Source organism: Bacillus sp. PS237 (assembly GCF_037963345.1).
GTDB lineage: Bacteria > Bacillota > Bacilli > Bacillales > Bacillaceae > Bacillus > Bacillus subtilis.
This window is the reverse complement of sequence record NZ_CP150156.1, coordinates 2771865-2792014: the sequence shown is the minus strand read 5'-3', so window position 1 is coordinate 2792014 and position 20150 is coordinate 2771865. Positions and strand designations below refer to the sequence as shown.

Below are 20150 nucleotides of genomic sequence, written 5' to 3'. Positions count from 1 at the left end.
AGAATCAAAAAAAGATTCTGCCGTTTTTTTCATGTGTAAAATTGAATATTCCCAATTGGAGCTCAGGATGTCCATTTTGCTACAATCCATACCAGAACTCAATGAGTAAAGGTGTGTTGTCTATGCTATCCATTCTTTTTATCTTCGGGCTTATCCTTGGTTCTTTTTACTATACGGCCGGGTGCCGTATCCCCTTACATCTATCTATTATTGCGCCCCGTTCATCATGCCCGTTTTGCCGGCGAACATTAACTCCTGCAGAATTAATTCCCATCCTGTCATTCCTATTTCAAAAAGGTAAATGTAAAAGCTGCGGGCATAGGATTTCTTTTATGTATCCCGCAGCAGAGCTTGTGACAGCGTGTTTATTTGCCGCCGCAGGAATACGCTTTGGCATATCGCTGGAACTGTTTCCCGCTGTGGTGTTTATCTCTCTTCTCATTATTGTTGCAGTGACAGATATTCATTTTATGCTGATTCCAAATCGAATATTGATTTTCTTTCTTCCCTTTTTGGCGGCCGCGAGATTGATTTCTCCGCTTGATTCCTGGTATGCAGGCCTGTTAGGTGCGGCAGCCGGATTTTTGTTTCTGGCTGTAATTGCCGCAATCACCCATGGGGGAGTAGGGGGAGGAGATATTAAATTATTTGCGGTGATTGGCTTTGTGCTTGGTGTGAAAATGCTGGCAGCTGCCTTTTTCTTTTCAGTTTTGATAGGTGCATTATATGGAGCGGCAGCTGTTCTGACTGGTAGACTCGCTAAAAGGCAGCCGCTTCCCTTCGCCCCCGCTATAGCCGCAGGGAGCATTTTAGCCTATTTATACGGTGACTCTATCATTTCTTTTTATATCAAAATGGCATTGGGCTGACTGCTGAAAAATTTGACGAACGTTTTTTGGACAAGGCGACAAAAGTCTTGTTCTTTTTTTCTTTGCCTGTGCTAAAGTGTGTAGCATGAAAAGCCGACAAGAACGGTCAAGCAAATGAAGGGAGGAAGCGGAATTGAAAAAAAGAAAGAATAAAAAAAACAGTAAAGCCGCAGAAAAAGCCCTCAAGGTGACGATTAATGGAAAAGAAGAGACGGTTTACGAACAAGAGACGCCTGAGACAGAGGCGAATAAAAGCATGACATTTTCAAATTGGGAGGAAAAAAGACAGGCAGAACAAGAGGTTGCGGCATCCCAGGAACACCCTGATGAAGATGAATTCAATTGGGATTCCGAGGAGGACAAGGTGTTTAAAGAGGACCCTAAAGTTGTTCCTCCTTTTCAAAAGAAAAAAACAAAGCTTTACGCAAAAGGAAAGACCGGGGCTGCCAAACCGGTAAAAAGAGTGGCCGCGACGATTGCCTTCGCGGCTGTCATTGGCACTGGATTAGGGTTATTCGCGTTAAACATATCGGGGAATAAAGAAGCGTCAGCACCGGCCTCTTTAGAGGATTCTTTAGGCAGCCAAACGGCAAAAGCAGGGGATACTTCTGCTGATAAACAAACCTCAGGCGCAGAAAAACAAGCGGCACAAACTGAAGGTACATACAAAACATACGCTGTGCAAGCCGGAAAATTTTCAAATGAAAAGGGCGCCGAAACGTTAACAGAACAATTGACCGAAAAAGGATATTCCGCCGTGTCACTGTCAAAGGATGACGGGTATACGTATGTTATTGCAGGCTTAGCAAGTGAAAAGGAGGTCTCACAGCAGTTAGGACAGGTTTTAATCGACAGTGATTTTGAAGCCTGGGGAGGCAAGGAGCTTTCCTTATCAATAGAGTCAGATATGACAGATTCTTTTAAGGAAACAGCGGAGCTTGCAGCAAAGGCGATTCTCGACGAAGACATTACAAAAGCGAGTGTAGAGAAAATAGAAAAGTCGCTTGGTGAAACAAAAGCGTCAGAAACAGGAGAGAAAAAAGCGATTTTGCAGGCTTTAAAGGAATTAGAGGATCCAAGTGCTGAAGCCGGGTGGAAGGCTCAGCAGGAGCTGTTAGCCGTCGTAAAATAAGAGATAGTGCCCTGAGCCTTCGTCCTTTAGTGACAGGCTTTTTTTATTTTGTCATGAAAAAGTTATTTTTCTGAAATTGTGACAAGCCTCGTGATTTGGTAGGATAAACGAGTATCTTTTTTTCTTAAGCAAACCCTGAAAGGATGACGAACATGACAAAACCGCTAATACTTGCATCACAATCTCCGCGCAGGAAAGAACTCCTCGATCTTCTCCAGCTGCCCTACTCCATTATTGTCAGTGAAGTAGAAGAAAAATTAAATCGAAACTTTTCACCAGAAGAAAACGTCCAATGGTTGGCAAAACAAAAAGCTAAGGCTGTAGCTGATCTCCACCCGCATGCAATCGTTATCGGTGCTGATACAATGGTATGCCTTGACGGCGAATGTCTTGGCAAACCGCAGGATCAAGAAGAAGCTGCTTCTATGCTGCGGAGGCTTTCAGGCCGAAGTCACTCAGTAATAACCGCGGTCAGCATTCAAGCTGAAAATCACAGCGAGACTTTTTATGATAAGACAGAAGTTGCGTTTTGGTCCCTCAGTGAAGAAGAGATTTGGACATATATTGAAACAAAAGAGCCGATGGATAAAGCAGGTGCATACGGCATCCAAGGAAGAGGCGCGCTTTTTGTAAAGAAAATAGACGGAGATTATTATTCAGTCATGGGCCTTCCTATATCAAAAACAATGAGAGCTCTTCGCCATTTTGATATAAGGGCATGACGGTTCTATAAACGGGAAGGGAAAGAAAAGGAGTGCTTGGTCATACACGATCTGCCATTAAAACTCAAAGATTTCCCAATGAAAGAAAAGCCAAGGGAACGGCTCCTGAAAGTCGGAGCCGAGAACTTAGCGAATCATGAACTTTTGGCTATATTATTGCGGACAGGGACTAAACACGAATCTGTTTTGGACCTGTCAAACCGGCTGCTGCGCTCATTTGACGGGCTGCGCCTGCTCAAGGAAGCATCGGTTGAAGAGCTGTCAAGCATCCCGGGAATCGGTATGGTAAAAGCGATTCAAATACTGGCAGCAGTTGAGCTTGGAAGCCGGATTCATAAATTAGCCAACGAAGAACATTTCGTTATTCGCTCCCCGGAAGACGGCGCTAATCTTGTCATGGAGGATATGCGCTTTTTAACCCAGGAGCATTTTGTCTGCTCATACTTTACATAAACACTAATAAAATAGGATGTCTAAAATCTTGATTTTACGATCTTTCTTCTCAAACTCAATCTGCTTTATTAATTCTTGGACTATTTGTCTTTTCTCTTCGCTGGTTAAGACAGACCAGCTTTTGTTAAACATAGTTACAATTTCTTTAGCACGCTCTATATCAATAGGGTTTTTAGGTTTATGCAAAGTTTGCTCTTGTTCTAAGGCAGTTTGCGCTTTCTGCAAAGCCTCTTTTGTTTCTGCCATTAGCTGCTCAAATTCTTGATCTGTCATTAAATCCATAGACCAAGCTTTTTGATATTTTTTTCTTTGTTTTTCAATACTGAGTATTTTTTGATGGAGCTTGTCATAGTCCTGTTGTTTCTCTTCCGGTATTTTCGGTTCGAGTCTTGGTTTTACATTCTGCATATACTCAACTAAGGCTCTTTCGAATTTTTTCTCACTGCCTCCGATGGTAGGGCGTTTATTCAAAAGACAGGCTTGGCATCTATAGTGATTACTTTCTACATGCTTATTATCTCTTTTCCGAAAATACTTAGAACGCTCACTTGTTAGCCGGTTTCCGCAATTGGGACAAATTATTTTTGTTTGGAATATGAAAATTGAGTAGGTTTCTCTTTTTTTAAAATTTTGCCGATCATGCAATATTTTTTGTAGCTGCTCAAATTCCTCTTTAGAGATATAGCCCTCAAAAGCATCTTCAATTAGTTCATCACCCCACCGAAAAGCGCCGTACAGTACCGGATTTTTCAGCATTACGAGTATAGAGGCTATGTGCCATTTATAACCCCTTCGTGGCATAGCATCTGATTCGTCGAGATAGTCTGCCAACTCTCTAAGTGAATAGCCTTTTTTTATCTTATCTACCATATCTAAAAGAATTTCGCCCTCTTGTGGATTCTTTACCAGGTACTCACCTTCTTTTGTGAAACCAAAGGGGGCAGGGGCGCTATATTGTCCCTGTCGAGCCTTTTCAACTTGACCCATTTTTACACGTTCCCCTAAATTCTCTCTTTCCCATTGAGCCATAGCGGCAACTAACGTGATAAAAAGCCGGCCAGTTGCTGACCCCGTATCATAGACCTCAGTGGCGGACCTGAAAACGGCATTGTACTTGTCAAAGTAGTCTAAAAGAGAATAAAGATCACGAACAGACCGGGTCAGTCTGTCGAGCCTATATACTAGCACTGTGTTAATGATGCCTTGTTCTATGTGTCTGAGCATTAATTCAAGTGAGGGCCTATGTATATCTTTAGCTGATTTTCCTTCGTCTATATAAAACTTATAGTTTGCCCACCCTTGGGAAATGCAATAGGCTTTTAGTTTCTCCTTTTGGGCAGCTATTGAATAACCTTCTTTTGCTTGTTCTTCTGTAGAAACTCTAACGTATATTCCTACATTCTTTTGGCTGCTTTCTTCCATTAGATTCAAGTGAAGCTCCTTTCCGGAAACGTATGTTCTGTTTCGAGGTTAAAAATTTTTAAACTCAGATAAATCCTTTAAATGTGCTAGCTCTGCAGGTACCCCATTCATCACAGCAACGTCTTTTAGGGTAAAGTTTGTAGTTTTATACTGGCTTATAACCCAGTCAGGAAGGAGAAGTTCAACGGCAAAAGTATTTGCCTCAACTTCGACCTTATCAACTGAGAAAAGAGTATGTTCTTTCATGAAAGGGGTATTAGCGCGAGGATGCAATTGTGCGTGCCCCAGTTCATGAGAGCAGACAAATGTTTTTTCACCTTGGCTTAAGTTTGAATTGATAACGATATATTTGTTTCTTTTGTCATATTTATAAAACCCCATTATTTCATGGTGTAAGTCCCATTGAAAAACATTGATATTTAAATATGATGCAAGTTCATAAGGATTACTGGTTTTATACTTTTTAATCAGTTTTTGCACAGCTGCTTTTATCAAAGTATAAGGCCCCCTAGTCTTGATCGTCTTTTCTGTATTTCTTTGGAGTGTATTTCTTATTGATTCTTTGCGTTTGACGGACGATGTGTTCCATTGCTTCCATGAGGGACTCAATGGCTTCAGGGCTCATAGGTTCGCCAGAGAAGCTTAGTCCATCCGAGTTTTCTAAGTCCCTTCTTATTTCCTCCATACGCTTTGCAATGTCTTTTTCTTCTTTAGCGTTATATTCTGCAGGCTCTTCTTTTATAAGGTTTTCTTCACCAACAATTGCAGAGACCTGCACACCGAGTGCACCTGCTACAGATTCTAAGGTGGAAAGGCTTGGGTTATATCTATCTCTTTCAATATCTGCAAGGTATGAACGAGAAAGATTAGCTTTGTCAGCCAGTTGTACTTGAGTTAACTTCCGTTCCTTCCTAATAGCTTTAATTCTTTGCCCTACAGTCATTATCGGTTATCTCCTTTACAACACAGTGGACCTCACTGCATTACACGAGCTTACACGAGGTTACACGAGTCGTTTGATATGTCCCAATTATAGTGCCCAAATGTCGGAAATACAATACTAAGAATGACGGAAATACAAGTATTTTTTAGTAAAATGACGGAAATACAAGATGAATACTCTCTAAATCTTTAAAATGCTTGATTTTCGTCATATTTCGACTTTTACAAAATGTCGTGAATACCGTACAATTTAGCCATACCTTAAAGGGAGGTGATAAACGTGTTGGATGGGAAAAAGCTTGGGGCTTTAATTAAAGACAAACGGAAAGAAAAGCACTTGAAACAGACAGAAATGGCGAAGGCACTAGGCCTGTCTAGGACTTATCTTTCTGACATTGAAAACGGAAGATATCTGCCAAGTACAAAGACACTTTCCAGAATAGCGATTTTCATAAATCTGGATTTAAACGTGTTAAAAATGACGGAAATACAAGTAGTTGAGGAGGGTGGATATGATAGAGCTACCAGCACATGTAGAAGCCAGGCTTTATGAAATTTTCATGAAGTTATCGGTTCCAAGGATTCTCGAAAAAGAGGCATTGGAGAAAGGAGACAAATCAAATGACGAAAGAAAAGGCAATTGAACTTGCAGCCTTCTTCGCTGAATTTGAGCAGAAGATGATCAAAAAGAACCGATTTAAAATTGCTCATTTCTCTAACAAACAAATGGTCAAATGTTGTCATGTCTATTTAGAAATGAAGGGAGTAAAAGCATGAATCTAAATCAATTTCTTAAATCAGATAAGGAAAAAGCTAAACGTAAATTGGCATCCGCACAGTTTCTGCTGAACGAATTGCTTCCAGATGAAATAGAGGACAACAATTTCGATGAATGTATTGATCTCTGTTTGTCAGCTGCTGAAATGTTCAAGGAAATCAAACGGATGCATCATCCTGAACAAGTCGTCCAGCTACATGAAATTGCAACTCAATTTCTTAGTAAAGGTCTTGATGTCTCAATCGTAAAGAGGCCAGTATATGAATCTTGAGCATCCAATCATAACAGAAATTAACCGTTACGGCTATCCGAAAGAGTATCTGCAGTATGACCGGGATCGGGAAGAGGATGCCGATGAAGAAATAAATAAAAAAAGCCCACACGGCAATGTGGACTAAAAACAAACAAGCAACTTCATTTTAAATGGAACTCTCAACAAAATCAAATAGAGGAAGGTGTCTCATATGAATCCATTAGAGGACTTTGAACTAAATGAAATTAATAACGGCGAACTGCCGGGGAACCGTCCACAATTTGAAATTACTGATATGAACAGCCTGAACTGGGCTTTCCGGAAAATAGCTGCACTTAAGTCGCAGGAAAAGGAAATCAAAGCACTGGCAGCCACAGAAAAGCAACGTATTGAAGAATGGGAAAGGCAGGAACTTAAGCCTTTAGCTGACAGTCTTTCATACTTTGAAAACCTGGTGAGTGTCTATCATACAAAGCAGCTGCAGGAAGACCCGAAGGCAAAAACGCTTTCCACACCTTATGGGAAATCTAAAAGCCGGACCACAAAAGCAGCGCCTAAAGAAGTGGACAAGGAAAAACTTCTGCAGCATGTGAAGGATGCCGGTATGGAGGAGTTTATAAAAGAGTCTGTGGCATGGGGTGATCTTAAGAAGACATTGACTGTCACTGAGCTTGAAGGTAAACCGATCGTAATTGATTCAAATGGACAAGCTGTCCCCGGCGTAGAAGTGCAGCCAGAAAAAGTCAGTTTCAAAGTGGAGGTGTGATAGATGTTTCAAGTCACAAACGCACAGCGTGAAAAGGAAAAGGCAATTGTCGGCTTTATCGGTCCGAGTGGTTCCGGTAAAACAGCCGGCGCCCTACTGGTAGCTTACGGAATGATGCGTGAAGCATACCCAGAAGTAAGCGATGAGGTAATCTGGTCAAAGATCGGTGTCGTTGATACTGAGCACCGACGCGCAAAACTGTACGCTAATTTACAGTTTGATGATATTCGCATCGGTAGCTTTAAGCATATTGATTTTACACCGCCGTATACAACTGAGCGTTATCAAATGGCTGTAGAAGCGATTAAGAACGCCGGTGCTGAGGTTGTCGTAATTGATTCACTCTCACACAATTGGCAGGGTGAAGGCGGAATAGTTGAAACACATGGCAGCATGTCCGGTAACTCTTTTCAAAACTGGGGCAAGCTTGCGCCGGAAACAACCAAGCTCATTAAGACGTTAACGCAAAATGATGTTCACATCTTAGCGACATTGAGAACAAAAACGGAGTATGTAGTGGAGCCTGATAATAACGGCAAAATGGCTCCTCGTAAGGTTGGGACAAAACCTGTACAGAAAGATGAAATGGAATACGAGTTTATGCTCAACTTTAATATTGACATTGATCATATGGCTGAGACCTCAAAAGACAATACGCGAATGTTTGAAGGCTCGTCAATCAAGCTAAACCCGGAAGTCGGCCGCAAACTTTATCAGTGGCTTGAGCTCGGTATTGACGTAAAGGCGGAGGAAGAAACAGAACGCATCGGGTTGATTACTCACATCAAAATGATGATTGAGAGCAATGAAAAGGCTGCGCAAATGATTGAGGAGTTCCAGATCAAAGCGAATCAGAAGCTTGAACAATGGAATATCAAACTTGCTAATGCTGCTATTGATAGATTAAACAGCGTACTTGGAGGTGAACCAGGTGAAAAATGATTCAAAGCTCGAAGAGATTCGGGGGCATGCGACTATATCTGATGTGCCCTGGTTAATTTCAGAGATTGATAGATTGAATAGTGGCATAGACAGTGTAATTTATGATTTGCGAAATGAAGACATCACCGATCCGCATGTAGTGGATTCAATTACTCAAAATCTTGTAGCTGTACTAAACGGCAAATAAAACAAAAAATTGGAGGAATTAAATATGTTCACAGTAGACCACAGCAAAGGCGAAGCATTTGAACCAATTAAACCAGGAGAATATGAGGCGACGGTTATTAACTTTGAAGCAAAAACGGCTGCATCTGGTAATGAGCGTCTTGTCGTAGATTATGAAATTCGCTCTGACGTTGAGCAGGCATGCCAGGGCCAGAAAATCCTATACGACAATTTCACTGTTACAGATAATGCGATGTGGAGATTTCATCAAGCATCAAAGGCCGCGGGCTTTCCGAACGGAATGAAATTTAAGGACCATATTGAATGGGCAAATGCTTTTCTCAATAAACCGATCCGCCTAGTTGTCGGAGAAAGAGAGCATAACGGCAAAAAATATCCAGAAGTCAAAGCGTTTAAGCTGTCAGAAGCGCCGGCGCCGGATAACTGCTCAATTACAGTGAGCGATGAAGATGTACCATTTTGATCACAAGAAATACATTTGAGGGAGTGTATAGCTCCCTCGTTTTTAAAGGGGAGTTAATACATGTACGACTTTAAAAATATACCACAAGAGCTAAAAAACGCCCCTCAGTGGATTCTATGGCGTTCGGAAGAGCGTAACGGCAAAAAAACGAAAGTGCCATATCAGATTGATGGCAGCATGGCTCAATCAAGCAATAAGCGAACCTGGTCCACCTTTGCAACTATCATGAAGTTTTTCAATGAACAGGAGTATGACGGTATCGGCTTCATGTTTTCTAAAGATGATCCTTTCATCGGAATAGATATAGATCACTGTGTAAATGATGGTGTTCTGTCTCCTTTCGCTCAAGAGATTATCCAGACGATCAGCAGCTATACTGAATACTCTCCGAGTGGTGAGGGTGTTCATATTATTGCGAAAGGTAAGCTTCCATTACGCGGACCGGGCACAGGGAGAAAAAATATAGATAAAGGCCTGGAAGTATACAGGCATGGCCGTTATTTCACGTTCACCGGAAACAGTCTTGATGTTGGACCTGTGCAGGAACGATCGGAAGAGATCAAAACCATCTTTGATAAATATCTAACAGAGAGGGAAGAAGCAAAATCAGTCAGCGCCCGATCACAATCAGGAAGCGATATGAGTAATCTTTCAAATAAAGAAATTTGGGAAAGAATGTTCAACAGTAAAAATGGAAAAAGCATTCAGGACCTTTTTAACGGCCAGCTGATTAATGGCGATCATTCTTCCACAGATATGGCTTTATGTAATCACTTGGCATTCTGGACGGATAAGGACGCATCGAAAATGGATTCCATGTTTCGTGAATCAAATTTGTTTCGCGAAAAGTGGGATCGGCAGCATTCAGCAGACGGGGCTACATATGGAGAAATGACAATTGCTGCAGCTATCTACTCGACCGGCCCCACAATATCCGACCTGATGGAGCAGCAAGAGCAGCCGTATGAAGTGTATTTCTCGCAGCCGCCGGCCTCACAGGTTGCTGACACAGAGGAAATCATAGACACGCCGCCGGTCTTTCACCTGACTGAGCTAGGAAACGCTGAAAGACTAGTATATTACCATGGCAAGAATATCAGATATTGTAACGAGCTTGACTGGTTAATCTGGAACGGAAAAATGTGGGAGGAAGACAGCAAAAGGCAGATTGAGGCATTAACTGCCCAAACCCTCCGGGCTATTTACGGTGAAGCGAAAGCCATGGAAGACAGCTATAGAAAAAAGCAGCTTAATGATTGGGCTAAAAAATGCGAGCGTCGCAATATTCGAATGAACACTATACTGGATACCCGGCCGATGGTTGCTGTAAGAAAACAAGAACTCGACTCTCATAAATATCTGTTTAATTGTGAGAATGGTGTGATCGACTTAAAGACTGGTGAATTGTTGCCGCATGATCGTGAGTTTCTGTTTACTAAAATTTCATCAGTGGCTTATCAAAAGGATGCCGACTGCCCAAACTGGAAGGCATTTTTAGAAAGTATTTTTATAGATGAACAAGGGCAGCCAAACTATGAAATTATTGATTTTATGCAGAAAGCTATCGGTTATTCGTTGACCGGGGATACTACTGAACAAGTCATGTTCTTTCTGTTTGGTAATGGTCGTAATGGTAAATCAACGTTTATCAATACAGTCCAGCAGCTCCTGGGTGACTATGGTCGGCAGACGAACAGCGACACATTCATAAAAAAGAAGAATGATAGCAGCATCAACAATGACATAGCCCGACTCGACGGGGCGCGCTTTGTGTCGGCTGTAGAGAGTGAAGAAGGTCAGCAACTGTCTGAGTCTTTGGTGAAGCAGATCACCGGGGGCGAAAAGATGTCCGCGCGTTTCTTACGCCAGGAGTATTTTGAGTTTACCCCAGAATTTAAAGTGTTCTTTACGACAAACCATAAACCAATTGTAAAAGGCAGCGATGAGGGTATCTGGCGCCGTATCCGGCTTGTTCCATTCACTGTTACTATTCCGAAAGAAAAAGTGGACAAAAAGCTCCCGCAGAAACTTGCTGCAGAAATGCCTGGCATTCTCAGGTGGGCGGTGGAAGGCTGCTTGAAGTGGCAGAAGGAAGGGCTCAAGGAGCCGGAAGTAATTCGAAAAGCTACGGAAGGTTACCGGGAGGATATGGACATCCTTGGACCATTTCTTGCTGAGAGGTGTGTTATTCACCCGGCCGCAAAGATTGAGTCGAAAGAGATTTATAAGGAATACAAAAATTGGTGTTTCGAAAATGATGATGTAGAGCTAAAAAATCGGGCATTTTATCGACAGCTCGAGATTCGGGGTTTTAAAAAGGAAGTAGGAGCAAAAAATAAATTGTTTTTCTTTGGTGTTGGCTTACAAAAATTTCAAAGTCATCTTAATTTTGATGATGGGGTTAGTAAAAGGGTTAGTGAATCAACAGCAAAAAATAACGTAACGCCGATGACAAGGAAAAAGCTATAAGCCTTGGTATATAAGGGTTTAAATGATGTTTTTTCATTAGAAATTTAACGAAGGGTTAGGATGGGTTAGTTAATTTATATGTTCCTCTCACATGAAAATTAATTAATAAAAAATAAATATATATATAGGGCTTTAATACAAAAATATATAACCCTAACTAACTCACTAACCCTTTTTATAAAGAGGTGAGAAAATTGCACCCAAAACAAATTTGTTCCGATTTAGAGTTATTGGGCTCTCGTTTGGTTCTCGATGGAAACGATCTTTATATTGAGAATCCTGAAAAAGTCTATCCGGAACTTGAGGCATTTGTCCAATCTTACAAAAAGCGAATTATCCGGTATTTAAAAGGCGAATATTCGGATCATGAACATAATGTGAAACAGACCATAGATAAAATCATTAATTATTTCATGGGCATTGATCAAGATATAAATAGAAAAATAGATGACTGGTTCAATCATGATTATGAATCAGTTATGAAGGTGATGAAATTGCTTGTTCTCTTTTGGGAGAACGGCTGGAGGGAGCTAAAGGAGTCCGTTTCAAACTTTGAAAGTGAAGAAACGGACCAGCTTTCCAAAGAAATCTATGATCGGGCCATGTCGTATTTTAAGGGGAAGAAAGCATGACAATTATTCACTATAACTATTCGGAAACTGAGTTAAAAAAGATTCTGGACAGCATGATCATTATTGTGGATACGAGAGAGCAAAAGAATCAGCATGTTCTTGATTATCTCCGTAAAAAGAAAGTGGCAATCAAATTCAAAGGAATGAAAACTGGCGATTACTCGGCCATGATTCCCAGGAATGATGAATTTGGAATCAGCCGTGATATGTATTTGAATGCAGCCATTGAACGGAAAAATGGAGTGGACGAGCTGGTGCAGTCGATTAAAGACCGTTCTCGTTTTGAAAATGAATTGATTAGGGCGTCCAGGCATCCATTCACCCTTCTCGTGGAAGACCTAGAAGGATACCAAAAGATACTAAACGGAAAATATCGTTCAAAGTATGAACCGAAAGCGCTGCTGGGCAGCTTGAAAACATTTGAAGTTCGCTACGGCTTTTCAACTGTTTTTCTTAGCCCTAACGCTACCGGAAATTACATTTACCATCACTTTCATTATATGGCCCGGGAACTGCTGAAAGGTGGGCTTGTGTAAATCTGAATAAAACAATCAAAGGGAGGAAGTAACATGGCATTTGTAGGTTTTGAAGAATCGAAGGAAGTACGGCAGCTGGCTGAAAGCATAATTGACGAGCATCACCCACATTTAAAAGACGCTAAACAGCAAATTGGTTTCTATCTCCGGGAAGGGAACAGCAAGTGGGCAGGAAAGGCGAAAAAATGCACAGCATTCGAACGTCATATGACAGATTATATGCTTTTCGTGTTTATCAATAAAGCTGCATGGAAGACGATGCCGGAGGAACAACGCGCTGCCCTAGTAGATCATGAGCTTTGCCATTTTACTCGAGAAGAATGGGAAGAACCGGATCCGAAAGACCAAAGTAAATGGGTGACTGTGTACGGCGCTGCAACTGATCCAGACAGCTGGGGAATTCGCGAACATGACGTTGAGGAATTCTCTGAAATTATCGAGCGCCATGGTTTATGGGATACCGGTATTGAAACATTTGCCGAGGCAGTACGTGAAGCTGATCACCAAATGACTATTTCAGACGTACAGCGTCTATCGAGGGTGAAATAAATGGGGGTAGTTAGAAACTTTATACTAGGAGATTTTGCATGCATTGAAACCGAACGTGAGTTTGTATTGATTATGAAAAATAAAATATACGGTCCTTATGATAACAGCAAGTTTAAAGCCATGTTGTATGCGTTGGAATGCGGCTTGAAAAGTGAAAGGACAGCGAAATGATTATATTTATTGGCTCACTCTTCGTTATTAATTCAGTGGCTCTTGCCTTATGGGTTTGCTTTACAGAACGCTGTATACAAAAATGGGAACGCGAAAAATAGAGGAAAGGAGGACGGGTGTGACAGAACAACTTTCATTCCTTCATCCTGTGGATTTAAAGGCAGTCCGAAAAATCGTGATCAAAGAACTCAAAGATTATCGAGCTTTGAAAGTACAGCTTGAGAATAAAAAGGAATCGGTTGACGCTGGCATCAGCCCGTTTCCTTCTATCAGAGATTCTTTCATATTAAATGAACTGAAAGTAAAACAGATGGAAAGGGCGTTAAAAAACAGCCTGGACGATGAAGAACGCATGATCATTGAGAAAAAATACTTAACCGCCAGCCAAACAAAAGACATTCATATATATATGGAACTAGGCATGAAGAAGGATACCTATTATGAAATAAAACAGCGTGCTATCCTGCGGATTGCCACAGCACTTGGGGTTATTTGACGAAATATTCACTAAATTGACAAGAAAAATATGGTTATTTGTAGAAAAAATTGGTTTAATAAAAGTGTAAATAAAAAAAGGAGATGAGGAGCATGAAGAAAGTTATGATGATTTTCGCTGTTTTTGCTTTGACTTTAGGTGGTTTAGGAATTTTTAAACCTGGGCAGGCTTTTGCAGCAACTTCCGGGTGGGAGACACATAATGGAGTAAAAGCTAAAATTACTACAGATCGTTCAGGTGATTATCCTTCAACTGATACTTATATCGGGATAAACATTCAAACCCAGTATTCTAAGAAACTCTCCTATCAACTAATGATTAATGATGTTAACAAACATGAGTTACTTGCAGAAAGAAGAGGTACGATTGATGCCAATGGTAACATTGATAGAAAGATATTGATTAGTGATTTTTTGGGAAAAGGAAAAAGTGGGAAATTTAAAGTTCTCTTTAAAGCTTACAAGTATGGTGATTATGACACTTGGTATGGGGACTGGTTTACGTCTGAGTTTACAGTAACACGTTAATAAAATACCTCTTTGCGCCCTGTTTTTAGCAGGGCGTTTTTTTTTCGACAAATTCCCGACAAAACAGGGGACATTTTAGGGGACAAAAAGGGGGACTATTTATGTTTGAAATCCCGATAAACTTAACCTATCAACGAAATACGATAAATAAGACTTATCGAAATACACGGGAGATGCGTCTTTCCCTTATCAAGACGAATTCGGATACGGAACAAAGGTGTTGAGGAATGAAGCCAAAACGAGAGGAGCATTCTGAGCCTGGATAGCAGCTAGTCTGAGGCGTCCGTATCGGGAGAATAGTGATATCGTGTTTCATTGTGCGATCTTGCTATACTTGGCTTCCTCTCGGAGTATGGGTGAGATCAATCTTAAAAAAGCGATTAGCATAAGGAGTGAATATAAGAAAATAAAACCAAATTTTATATTGACGGTGGTAAATATAAGTGTTATAATAAGAGTATAGAAAGGAGGTGTTGAGAGAGCATGGAAATGGTTGAGCTTATTCTTCGGGACTTGGCTTGGCTGGTTGCTATCCTTACAGGAATCACAACCATGATCAAGAATATCAAGGAGATGAAGGAAAGCAAAAACAAAAAACGACGTTCTCCCGCCAAGAAGAAACGTCGCAAATAAGTCACCGAGGGGATTTATTCCCCTCACCTTATTATAACACTTTGTGTTCCATGCTCAAGCATATGAAAAAACTAGTAGACGGGTCAACGGTAATATTCTTTGTTCTGTTCGTGACAGTGTTTGCAAACTTTGATTATGATCATCTTAGTACATTGGATATCATTACAATGGTTTTGGCTCTTGGTTGGTTGGTAATCACTATTATTAATATTATCCTTAGATGGAGGAACACACGGAATGACTAGGTTTGTTTTTGAAAGTATTGACGAGTTGAGAGAATTCATGGATAAAGAAGTCATTACGACATCTGAAGCCATTGAGATTATCGGATGCAGCCGGCAGAATCTCAAGCAGCTGGTTGATTACAAGACATTGAATCCGATTAAAACAACAAATAGAGATCGCCTATTCTTGAGAAAAGATATTGAAGGCTATAAAAAGAAACGTTGATTGCACCCGTAGCTAAAGGGTGCTTTTTTTATGAAGGGTACTTTCGTTCGACAAATTTTGCAAATACTTCCTTTGTAATACTCTTTCACCGATAATATGGTGGGAGGTGAGACAGATCAGTAATATTGAATATTATAATGTAATAAACCATTTTTATATGCCGGTTGAAGAGACTTGCGCCGGTAATGTAAAGGATATTTGGAATTGGGACGTCTATATTGCTTGTAAAGGTTTTACTTATTTTGGGATGGCAGAAGAGAAAATCAAGGGAACAATAATTGGATGGACTCAGTTAGATTCTCATGAGTATTTTCAAGAAATACAAAAACTAGTTGTGGAAAGGAGCCAGAGGGAATATCGTAATTCAAAAGGATAATCGAACAATGCCCGGAATGCTTTTTATATAGTTAATAAACATAAATTATTATCTAAAAATACAATTCTCCTATGTATATATTTATTTTTTTATGTCCATACTAATAATCAAAGGGAGGTGATAAAGTTGGAGAAAAATAAAGTATATTCATTTTGTAATAGTGAAAGATTACAAGAAATTTCAATGGATTTTGCAAGAAAAAAAGGTTATACATTGGATTTAAAGTCTCCACCTTATGAATTCTCTAAGGACTCAGAAGGTATCCATGTAGTAATTAGTTCTCAAGAAGAAACAAAGTTGACGAGTCGTGGATTTTTAATACCTTTTGGTTTGAATGAACAAGAAGTACAAGACCTTATAGACGAAGAGATAAAGAATCTCGAAATAAATAGAATGTTATAAGCATCCATCGGGGTGCTTTTTTTGTTCCCTGTAAACTGCTTCCGGTAAATCTCAGGATAGACTATTGGCGGTTTACGGCTTGAGTGCGGTGGTGGTTTAGAAAGAATATGATAGGAGAGATAAATTTAAACAAGAATCCATCTACACCATAAGGTATAGATGGCATGGTCATTATTTTTTTAACTTAGATTTGATTTCCTCAGGAAGAAATTTTTTTAAGGCCTCGAGGTTTTTATTTTTTAAAGTGTTAGCTATTGCATAATACTTTGCGTATGTATTAGCTAGATCATCTTTACCTTCTAGACCAAACTGCTCTACGTGTAATTGAGTTAATTCAATTGCGACATCTAGTGAATTACGCTGAATAGGGGTTGGTTTTGTAGTAATATCAGACATATTTATCACCTCCTGGATATATTATATCGTAAATGGAAAGTGGAGTGTAATATTTTACTAGTTGGTTAAAGAAAAGGAAGTGATAGACCTGCCGTTAAAAAGATGTAACGCGCCAGCCTGCCACAACTATGTGGACTGGACACAGCGCTATTGTGAGAAGCACAAGGGCTATGCTGACAAGCAGTACAACAAAGATGTGAGGTACAACAGGGAGAACAATGAACTCTATTCCTATTACCATTCCAGAGAGTGGAAGCTTCTTCGTGAACAGAAGCTAAGAGAAAGTAACTATCATTGTGCCGTCTGTGCCTCACAGGGACGTTTAAATAAGTCTCATAGATTAGTAGTCCATCACAAGTTCAAAGAGCTTAGAGACGTTTTAAACGATGATCAGGCACGTACTGACTTAAATAATCTTGAGGTGTTATGTCAGTATCATCATAATCAGATTACATTTGGAAGCTGAAAGGTTATAATTTGTACAAAGGAGAAATGATTATGAAAAAGATAAGAGATTTAAATTTTCGCTTCTTTGTACTAGGTCAGTTGGAAATGTTTGAAGGGTATGCCCAATATATTGAGTCTATATTAGGTAGAGAACTATATGAGTTTGAAGAGTCTATGAAAGAACTTAGTGATGATGAAAAAGAAGAATTTGTTAATTGGCATTATGACGAGATAGCACAATATCGAGATGATTTTCCTATGATTATGAGAAACTCGTTGTTTATAAGCGTTTATTCTTTTTTAGAGGAAAAGGTTATTGATCTATGTAATCAGCCAGATGAGACTAGTATCAAATTAGATGACTTACAGGGTAATGGTATAAAGAGAGCATCTTTGTTTATTAAGAAAGTTAAGAAAGATGATTTTCCTGATGATACGAAGGAATGGCACTTTATTAATAATGCTAACCAAATAAGAAATTGCATTGTTCATTGTGGTGGAGATATAGAGAAAGCTAAAACTCCAAAAAAAATAAGGAATGCAGTGAATGAGTTAGAAAATGTTTCTGAAGGTAGACATAACAAGATAATACTTAATGAAAAATTTTGCTATGAGTTTATCAATATTGCAGAAAAATTTTTAAAAGACCTTTATAAAATGAATTAGTAAAAATGAATTTAAGTCCCCCCAACTTTAAACGGGGTACCAAAAAAAATTCTTGGACATCGGCGCCCCCTCAACTTTGTAAAAAATGTTGAAATGAAATTTTGAAATTTGCTATTTTAGCCGGATTTTGAATACTGGAATATTACGCGCGATCCCTTATCTCGTATGAGTTGATCGGCGTTTTTGTCGTTCGCTGATTTTACCGAAATTTATGTGATGTATTTTGGACGAAAGGTGGTGGTTTTGATTGGCGAGACGAAAACAATTAACGGAAACGTTAAAAGGACAAATTACCAACGAAGAGCGGGAAGAGCGTCTGCAGCAGGAAGAAAAACTGAAAGATTTTTCGCCCTTGCAAGAAAAGCCGCCATACTGGTTGTCCACTATGGCGAAGAATGAATGGCGGCGCATCTACCCGCACATTATCAATTTGCCAATCTCTGAATTAGATTCCACATTGCTTGCGATCTATTGCAACAGCTATGCACAGTATCGAGAAGCGATGGCCGATATAGCCAAAGACGGCCAAGTCATGTTTGAAAAAAACAGCCGGGGTGAGACGGTTAAAAAGAAAAATCCATCTGTGGACATAATGAACAGCATGTCTAAAGAGATCCGGGGCATCGCCGGCCAGCTTGGTCTGTCTCTGGATTCACGCCTACGAATCGTCGGCCTCGACAGCGACAGCGAAGAAGATGACGAGTTTGGAGCAATGGCGATAGATGACGATTGAACATCTTGACCCCGGCACGCTTTACGCGAAAAAGGTTGTCAGCGGAGAAATAACGGCATGTAAGAAAGTCATAAAAGCCTGTCAGCGTCACCTGAGAGATTTGGAAAGAGCAGCTGACCCGTCTTATGAATATGAATACAGACCTGAAAAAGCAAAAAAAGTCATTAAGTTTCTTGAAATGCTGCCAGATATATCAACGGGAAAGCCCACAAAGCTGGCTTTGTTTCAAAAGTTCATTGTGTACATGCTCTATGCTTGGAGGAATAAAGAAACCGGATTCCGGCGATTCACCAAAGCGTATATAAGCATGGCGAGAAAGGGCGGTAAATCTGTACTTGTAGCGGGTCTATCATTGTATGAGCTGATTTACGGCGAAGCACCTAAGTTTGACAGACAAATTTATGCGACAGCTAATTCAAGAGGCCAGGCGAAAACCGTCTTTAAAATGATTTCGATGCAGCTTAAGAAGATACGAAGTAAATCGAAATTCATGAGGAAATGGACAAAGATTATACAAAATGAAATCCGGTACCTGAAAGATGACTGCGTCATTATGCCTTTATCAAGGGATACTGATAACCTGGACAGTTTGAACGTTCTTATCGGGATTCTTGACGAGTATCATACAGCCTCCAACACAAAAATGATGGAAGTTCTAGAGTCTTCCCAAGGTCAGCAGGACCAGGGCCTTATCTTAATCATTAGTACAGCTGGTTTTAAGCTAAATGGTCCAATGTATTCGCAGGAGTATCCTTATGTTGATGATATTCTAAGTGGTCGTAAGGAAAACGAAAACTATTTTGCAATTGTCTACGAACAAGATGACGAAGAGGAAATTTACGACGAAAGCACTTGGATAAAAAGTAATCCACTACTTGAGGTGGAGGGTTTACAAAAGAAAATCTTGAAAAACCTCCGCAAGAAATTGAAAGAGGCTCTTGATAAAGATGATCTAAACGGTACACTCGTAAAAAACTTTAATATATGGCAGTCTGCTTCCTCTGAAAGCTTTATCAACGGGAACGATTGGAAAAAGCGCGGTGTGGATGCTGCGCCTGACATTACAGGGAAGCCGGTTTACATAGGGATTGACTTATCACGAACTGATGATTTATCAGCCCTTGGCTTCATTTATCCGTTAGAGGATGAGAATGAGACATTTTATGTAGACAGCCATTCATTTGTTGGAACAAAAGGCGGACTGGATAATAAAATTGAGCGTGACAAACTGGACTATCGCACTCTTGCGAAAGCCGGATACTGCACAATTACGGACAAAAAATCCGGAATCATTAATCTGCAGCAGGTTGTGGATTATATGATCAATCATATTAAAGAATTTGATTTACAAGTAAAGGGAATCTTCTTTGACCCTTACAATATCTCTTTATTCTTAAATGAAATTGAGAAATACGGATATGAGGATGTGCTGATTGAAGTTCGTCAAGGTCCTCGCACATTATCTGAACCAACAAAAGATTTCCGTTTGAATGTATTCGACGGGAAAATCATACACAGTAAGAATCCATTGCTTGATACGGCGATGCACAATGCAATGCTCAAAAAAGTAAATGATACGATTCAAATTGACAAAGCACTGAACAGGGAAAAGATCGACCCTGCAGCGGCAATGATGAACGCACACACGGGCGCAATGTACCATTACAAACAAGAGGAATTTGATTGGAACTCTTATTACGAAAGCGAAGAATTTACTCTTTAGGGAAGGAGGGGGCGCC

General features: G+C 40.1%; 27 protein-coding genes and 1 pseudogene. 24 read left to right on the top strand and 4 right to left on the bottom strand.

The window, feature by feature from the left end:
• Positions 1-122: 122 nt before the first annotated feature.
• The 4 genes and pseudogenes from NST22_RS14615 to radC all read left to right on the top strand — a co-directional run.
• On the top strand, positions 123-869 hold the full coding sequence (locus tag NST22_RS14615) for an A24 family peptidase (protein ID WP_010886586.1): 747 nt from the start codon (positions 123-125) through the stop codon (positions 867-869).
• 133 nt (positions 870-1002) lie between these two features.
• Positions 1003-2001, top strand: a complete 999-nt coding sequence (gene spoIIB / locus NST22_RS14610; RefSeq protein ID WP_004398782.1) for a stage II sporulation protein SpoIIB — start codon at positions 1003-1005, stop codon at positions 1999-2001.
• A 152-nt stretch (positions 2002-2153) separates the two neighbouring features.
• Positions 2154-2723 carry a Maf family nucleotide pyrophosphatase gene (locus NST22_RS14605; protein WP_004398496.1) on the top strand — a complete coding sequence of 190 codons (570 nt, stop codon included), beginning with the start codon at positions 2154-2156 and terminating at the stop codon, positions 2721-2723.
• A gap of 36 nt (positions 2724-2759) precedes the next feature.
• Positions 2760-3161, top strand: a pseudogene (gene radC, locus NST22_RS14600) (DNA repair protein RadC); the annotation flags it as partial.
• A gap of 18 nt (positions 3162-3179) precedes the next feature.
• Here radC and NST22_RS14595 read toward each other — a convergent pair.
• Genes NST22_RS14595 through NST22_RS14585 form a run of 3 tightly spaced genes read right to left on the bottom strand, consistent with a single transcriptional unit; the run spans position 3180 to position 5541 of the window.
• The gene (locus NST22_RS14595; protein ID WP_195727934.1) at positions 3180-4598 is read right to left on the bottom strand and encodes a recombinase family protein; all 1419 of its coding nucleotides are present in this window, start codon (positions 4596-4598) and stop codon (positions 3180-3182) included.
• A 48-nt stretch (positions 4599-4646) separates the two neighbouring features.
• Complete coding sequence (locus tag NST22_RS14590) at positions 4647-5093, bottom strand: ImmA/IrrE family metallo-endopeptidase (RefSeq protein ID WP_195727760.1); 447 nt, start codon at positions 5091-5093, stop codon at positions 4647-4649.
• Between the two features lie 13 nt (positions 5094-5106).
• Entirely contained in the window at positions 5107-5541 is a 435-nt protein-coding gene (locus NST22_RS14585) for a helix-turn-helix transcriptional regulator (protein ID WP_103330184.1), read from the bottom strand.
• A 279-nt stretch (positions 5542-5820) separates the two neighbouring features.
• Between NST22_RS14585 and NST22_RS14580 the strand changes: the two genes are divergently transcribed.
• The 17 genes from NST22_RS14580 to NST22_RS14500 all read left to right on the top strand — a co-directional run bounded on the left by NST22_RS14580 (position 5821) and on the right by NST22_RS14500 (position 16169).
• On the top strand, positions 5821-6093 hold the full coding sequence (locus NST22_RS14580; protein WP_195727761.1) for a helix-turn-helix transcriptional regulator: 273 nt from the start codon (positions 5821-5823) through the stop codon (positions 6091-6093).
• A 68-nt stretch (positions 6094-6161) separates the two neighbouring features.
• The gene (locus tag NST22_RS14575; RefSeq protein ID WP_166638362.1) at positions 6162-6317 is read left to right on the top strand and encodes a hypothetical protein; all 156 of its coding nucleotides are present in this window, start codon (positions 6162-6164) and stop codon (positions 6315-6317) included.
• A complete protein-coding gene (locus tag NST22_RS14570; protein ID WP_195727762.1) occupies positions 6314-6589 on the top strand; it encodes a YqaH family protein in 276 nt (91 codons plus the stop codon). The genes NST22_RS14575 and NST22_RS14570 overlap by 4 nt, the downstream gene beginning before the upstream one ends.
• The gene (locus tag NST22_RS14565; protein WP_195727763.1) at positions 6579-6716 is read left to right on the top strand and encodes a hypothetical protein; all 138 of its coding nucleotides are present in this window, start codon (positions 6579-6581) and stop codon (positions 6714-6716) included. The genes NST22_RS14570 and NST22_RS14565 overlap by 11 nt, the downstream gene beginning before the upstream one ends.
• Before the next feature lie 66 nt (positions 6717-6782).
• Entirely contained in the window at positions 6783-7337 is a 555-nt protein-coding gene (locus NST22_RS14560; protein WP_195727764.1) for a host-nuclease inhibitor Gam family protein, read from the top strand.
• A gap of 3 nt (positions 7338-7340) precedes the next feature.
• Positions 7341-8279, top strand: a complete 939-nt coding sequence (locus NST22_RS14555; protein WP_195727765.1) for an AAA family ATPase — start codon at positions 7341-7343, stop codon at positions 8277-8279.
• The gene (locus NST22_RS14550; protein WP_019260095.1) at positions 8269-8466 is read left to right on the top strand and encodes a hypothetical protein; all 198 of its coding nucleotides are present in this window, start codon (positions 8269-8271) and stop codon (positions 8464-8466) included. Before NST22_RS14555 ends, NST22_RS14550 begins: the two co-directional genes overlap by 11 nt.
• 24 nt (positions 8467-8490) lie before the next feature.
• The gene (locus NST22_RS14545; RefSeq protein ID WP_195727766.1) at positions 8491-8928 is read left to right on the top strand and encodes a DUF669 domain-containing protein; all 438 of its coding nucleotides are present in this window, start codon (positions 8491-8493) and stop codon (positions 8926-8928) included.
• 60 nt (positions 8929-8988) lie between these two features.
• Complete coding sequence (locus NST22_RS14540; RefSeq protein ID WP_195727767.1) at positions 8989-11397, top strand: phage/plasmid primase, P4 family; 2409 nt, start codon at positions 8989-8991, stop codon at positions 11395-11397.
• A 194-nt stretch (positions 11398-11591) separates the two neighbouring features.
• Positions 11592-12029, top strand: coding sequence for a hypothetical protein (locus tag NST22_RS14535; RefSeq protein WP_195727768.1), 438 nt, complete (start codon positions 11592-11594; stop codon positions 12027-12029).
• Positions 12026-12565, top strand: a complete 540-nt coding sequence (locus tag NST22_RS14530; RefSeq protein ID WP_195727769.1) for an ERCC4 domain-containing protein — start codon at positions 12026-12028, stop codon at positions 12563-12565. The genes NST22_RS14535 and NST22_RS14530 overlap by 4 nt, the downstream gene beginning before the upstream one ends.
• A gap of 33 nt (positions 12566-12598) precedes the next feature.
• Complete coding sequence (locus NST22_RS14525; RefSeq protein WP_019260090.1) at positions 12599-13114, top strand: putative metallopeptidase; 516 nt, start codon at positions 12599-12601, stop codon at positions 13112-13114.
• A gap of 289 nt (positions 13115-13403) precedes the next feature.
• The gene (locus NST22_RS14520) at positions 13404-13781 is read left to right on the top strand and encodes an ArpU family phage packaging/lysis transcriptional regulator (RefSeq protein WP_339232927.1); all 378 of its coding nucleotides are present in this window, start codon (positions 13404-13406) and stop codon (positions 13779-13781) included.
• Positions 13782-13873: 92 nt separating this feature from the next.
• Positions 13874-14308 carry a hypothetical protein gene (locus NST22_RS14515; protein WP_182932269.1) on the top strand — a complete coding sequence of 145 codons (435 nt, stop codon included), beginning with the start codon at positions 13874-13876 and terminating at the stop codon, positions 14306-14308.
• A 483-nt stretch (positions 14309-14791) separates the two neighbouring features.
• Positions 14792-14941, top strand: a complete 150-nt coding sequence (locus tag NST22_RS14510) for a hypothetical protein (RefSeq protein WP_195727770.1) — start codon at positions 14792-14794, stop codon at positions 14939-14941.
• Positions 14942-15178: 237 nt separating this feature from the next.
• Positions 15179-15391: a DNA-binding protein gene (locus NST22_RS14505; protein WP_195727771.1), complete on the top strand. Its 213-nt coding sequence runs from the start codon at positions 15179-15181 to the stop codon at positions 15389-15391.
• 502 nt (positions 15392-15893) lie between these two features.
• Positions 15894-16169, top strand: a complete 276-nt coding sequence (locus NST22_RS14500; protein ID WP_160245722.1) for a hypothetical protein — start codon at positions 15894-15896, stop codon at positions 16167-16169.
• A 171-nt stretch (positions 16170-16340) separates the two neighbouring features.
• Here the strand turns inward: NST22_RS14500 and NST22_RS14495 are convergent, their stop codons facing one another.
• A complete protein-coding gene (locus NST22_RS14495) occupies positions 16341-16565 on the bottom strand; it encodes a hypothetical protein (protein WP_195727772.1) in 225 nt (74 codons plus the stop codon).
• Between the two features lie 498 nt (positions 16566-17063).
• On the opposite strand from NST22_RS14495, the gene NST22_RS14490 reads away from it, so the two are divergent.
• The 3 genes from NST22_RS14490 to NST22_RS14480 all read left to right on the top strand — a co-directional run bounded on the left by NST22_RS14490 (position 17064) and on the right by NST22_RS14480 (position 20134).
• Positions 17064-17678, top strand: coding sequence for a hypothetical protein (locus NST22_RS14490; protein ID WP_195727773.1), 615 nt, complete (start codon positions 17064-17066; stop codon positions 17676-17678).
• A gap of 247 nt (positions 17679-17925) precedes the next feature.
• Complete coding sequence (locus NST22_RS14485; protein ID WP_014479865.1) at positions 17926-18411, top strand: phage terminase small subunit P27 family; 486 nt, start codon at positions 17926-17928, stop codon at positions 18409-18411.
• The gene (locus NST22_RS14480) at positions 18401-20134 is read left to right on the top strand and encodes a terminase TerL endonuclease subunit (protein ID WP_195727774.1); all 1734 of its coding nucleotides are present in this window, start codon (positions 18401-18403) and stop codon (positions 20132-20134) included. The genes NST22_RS14485 and NST22_RS14480 overlap by 11 nt, the downstream gene beginning before the upstream one ends.
• The last annotated feature ends 16 nt before the right edge of the window (positions 20135-20150 follow it).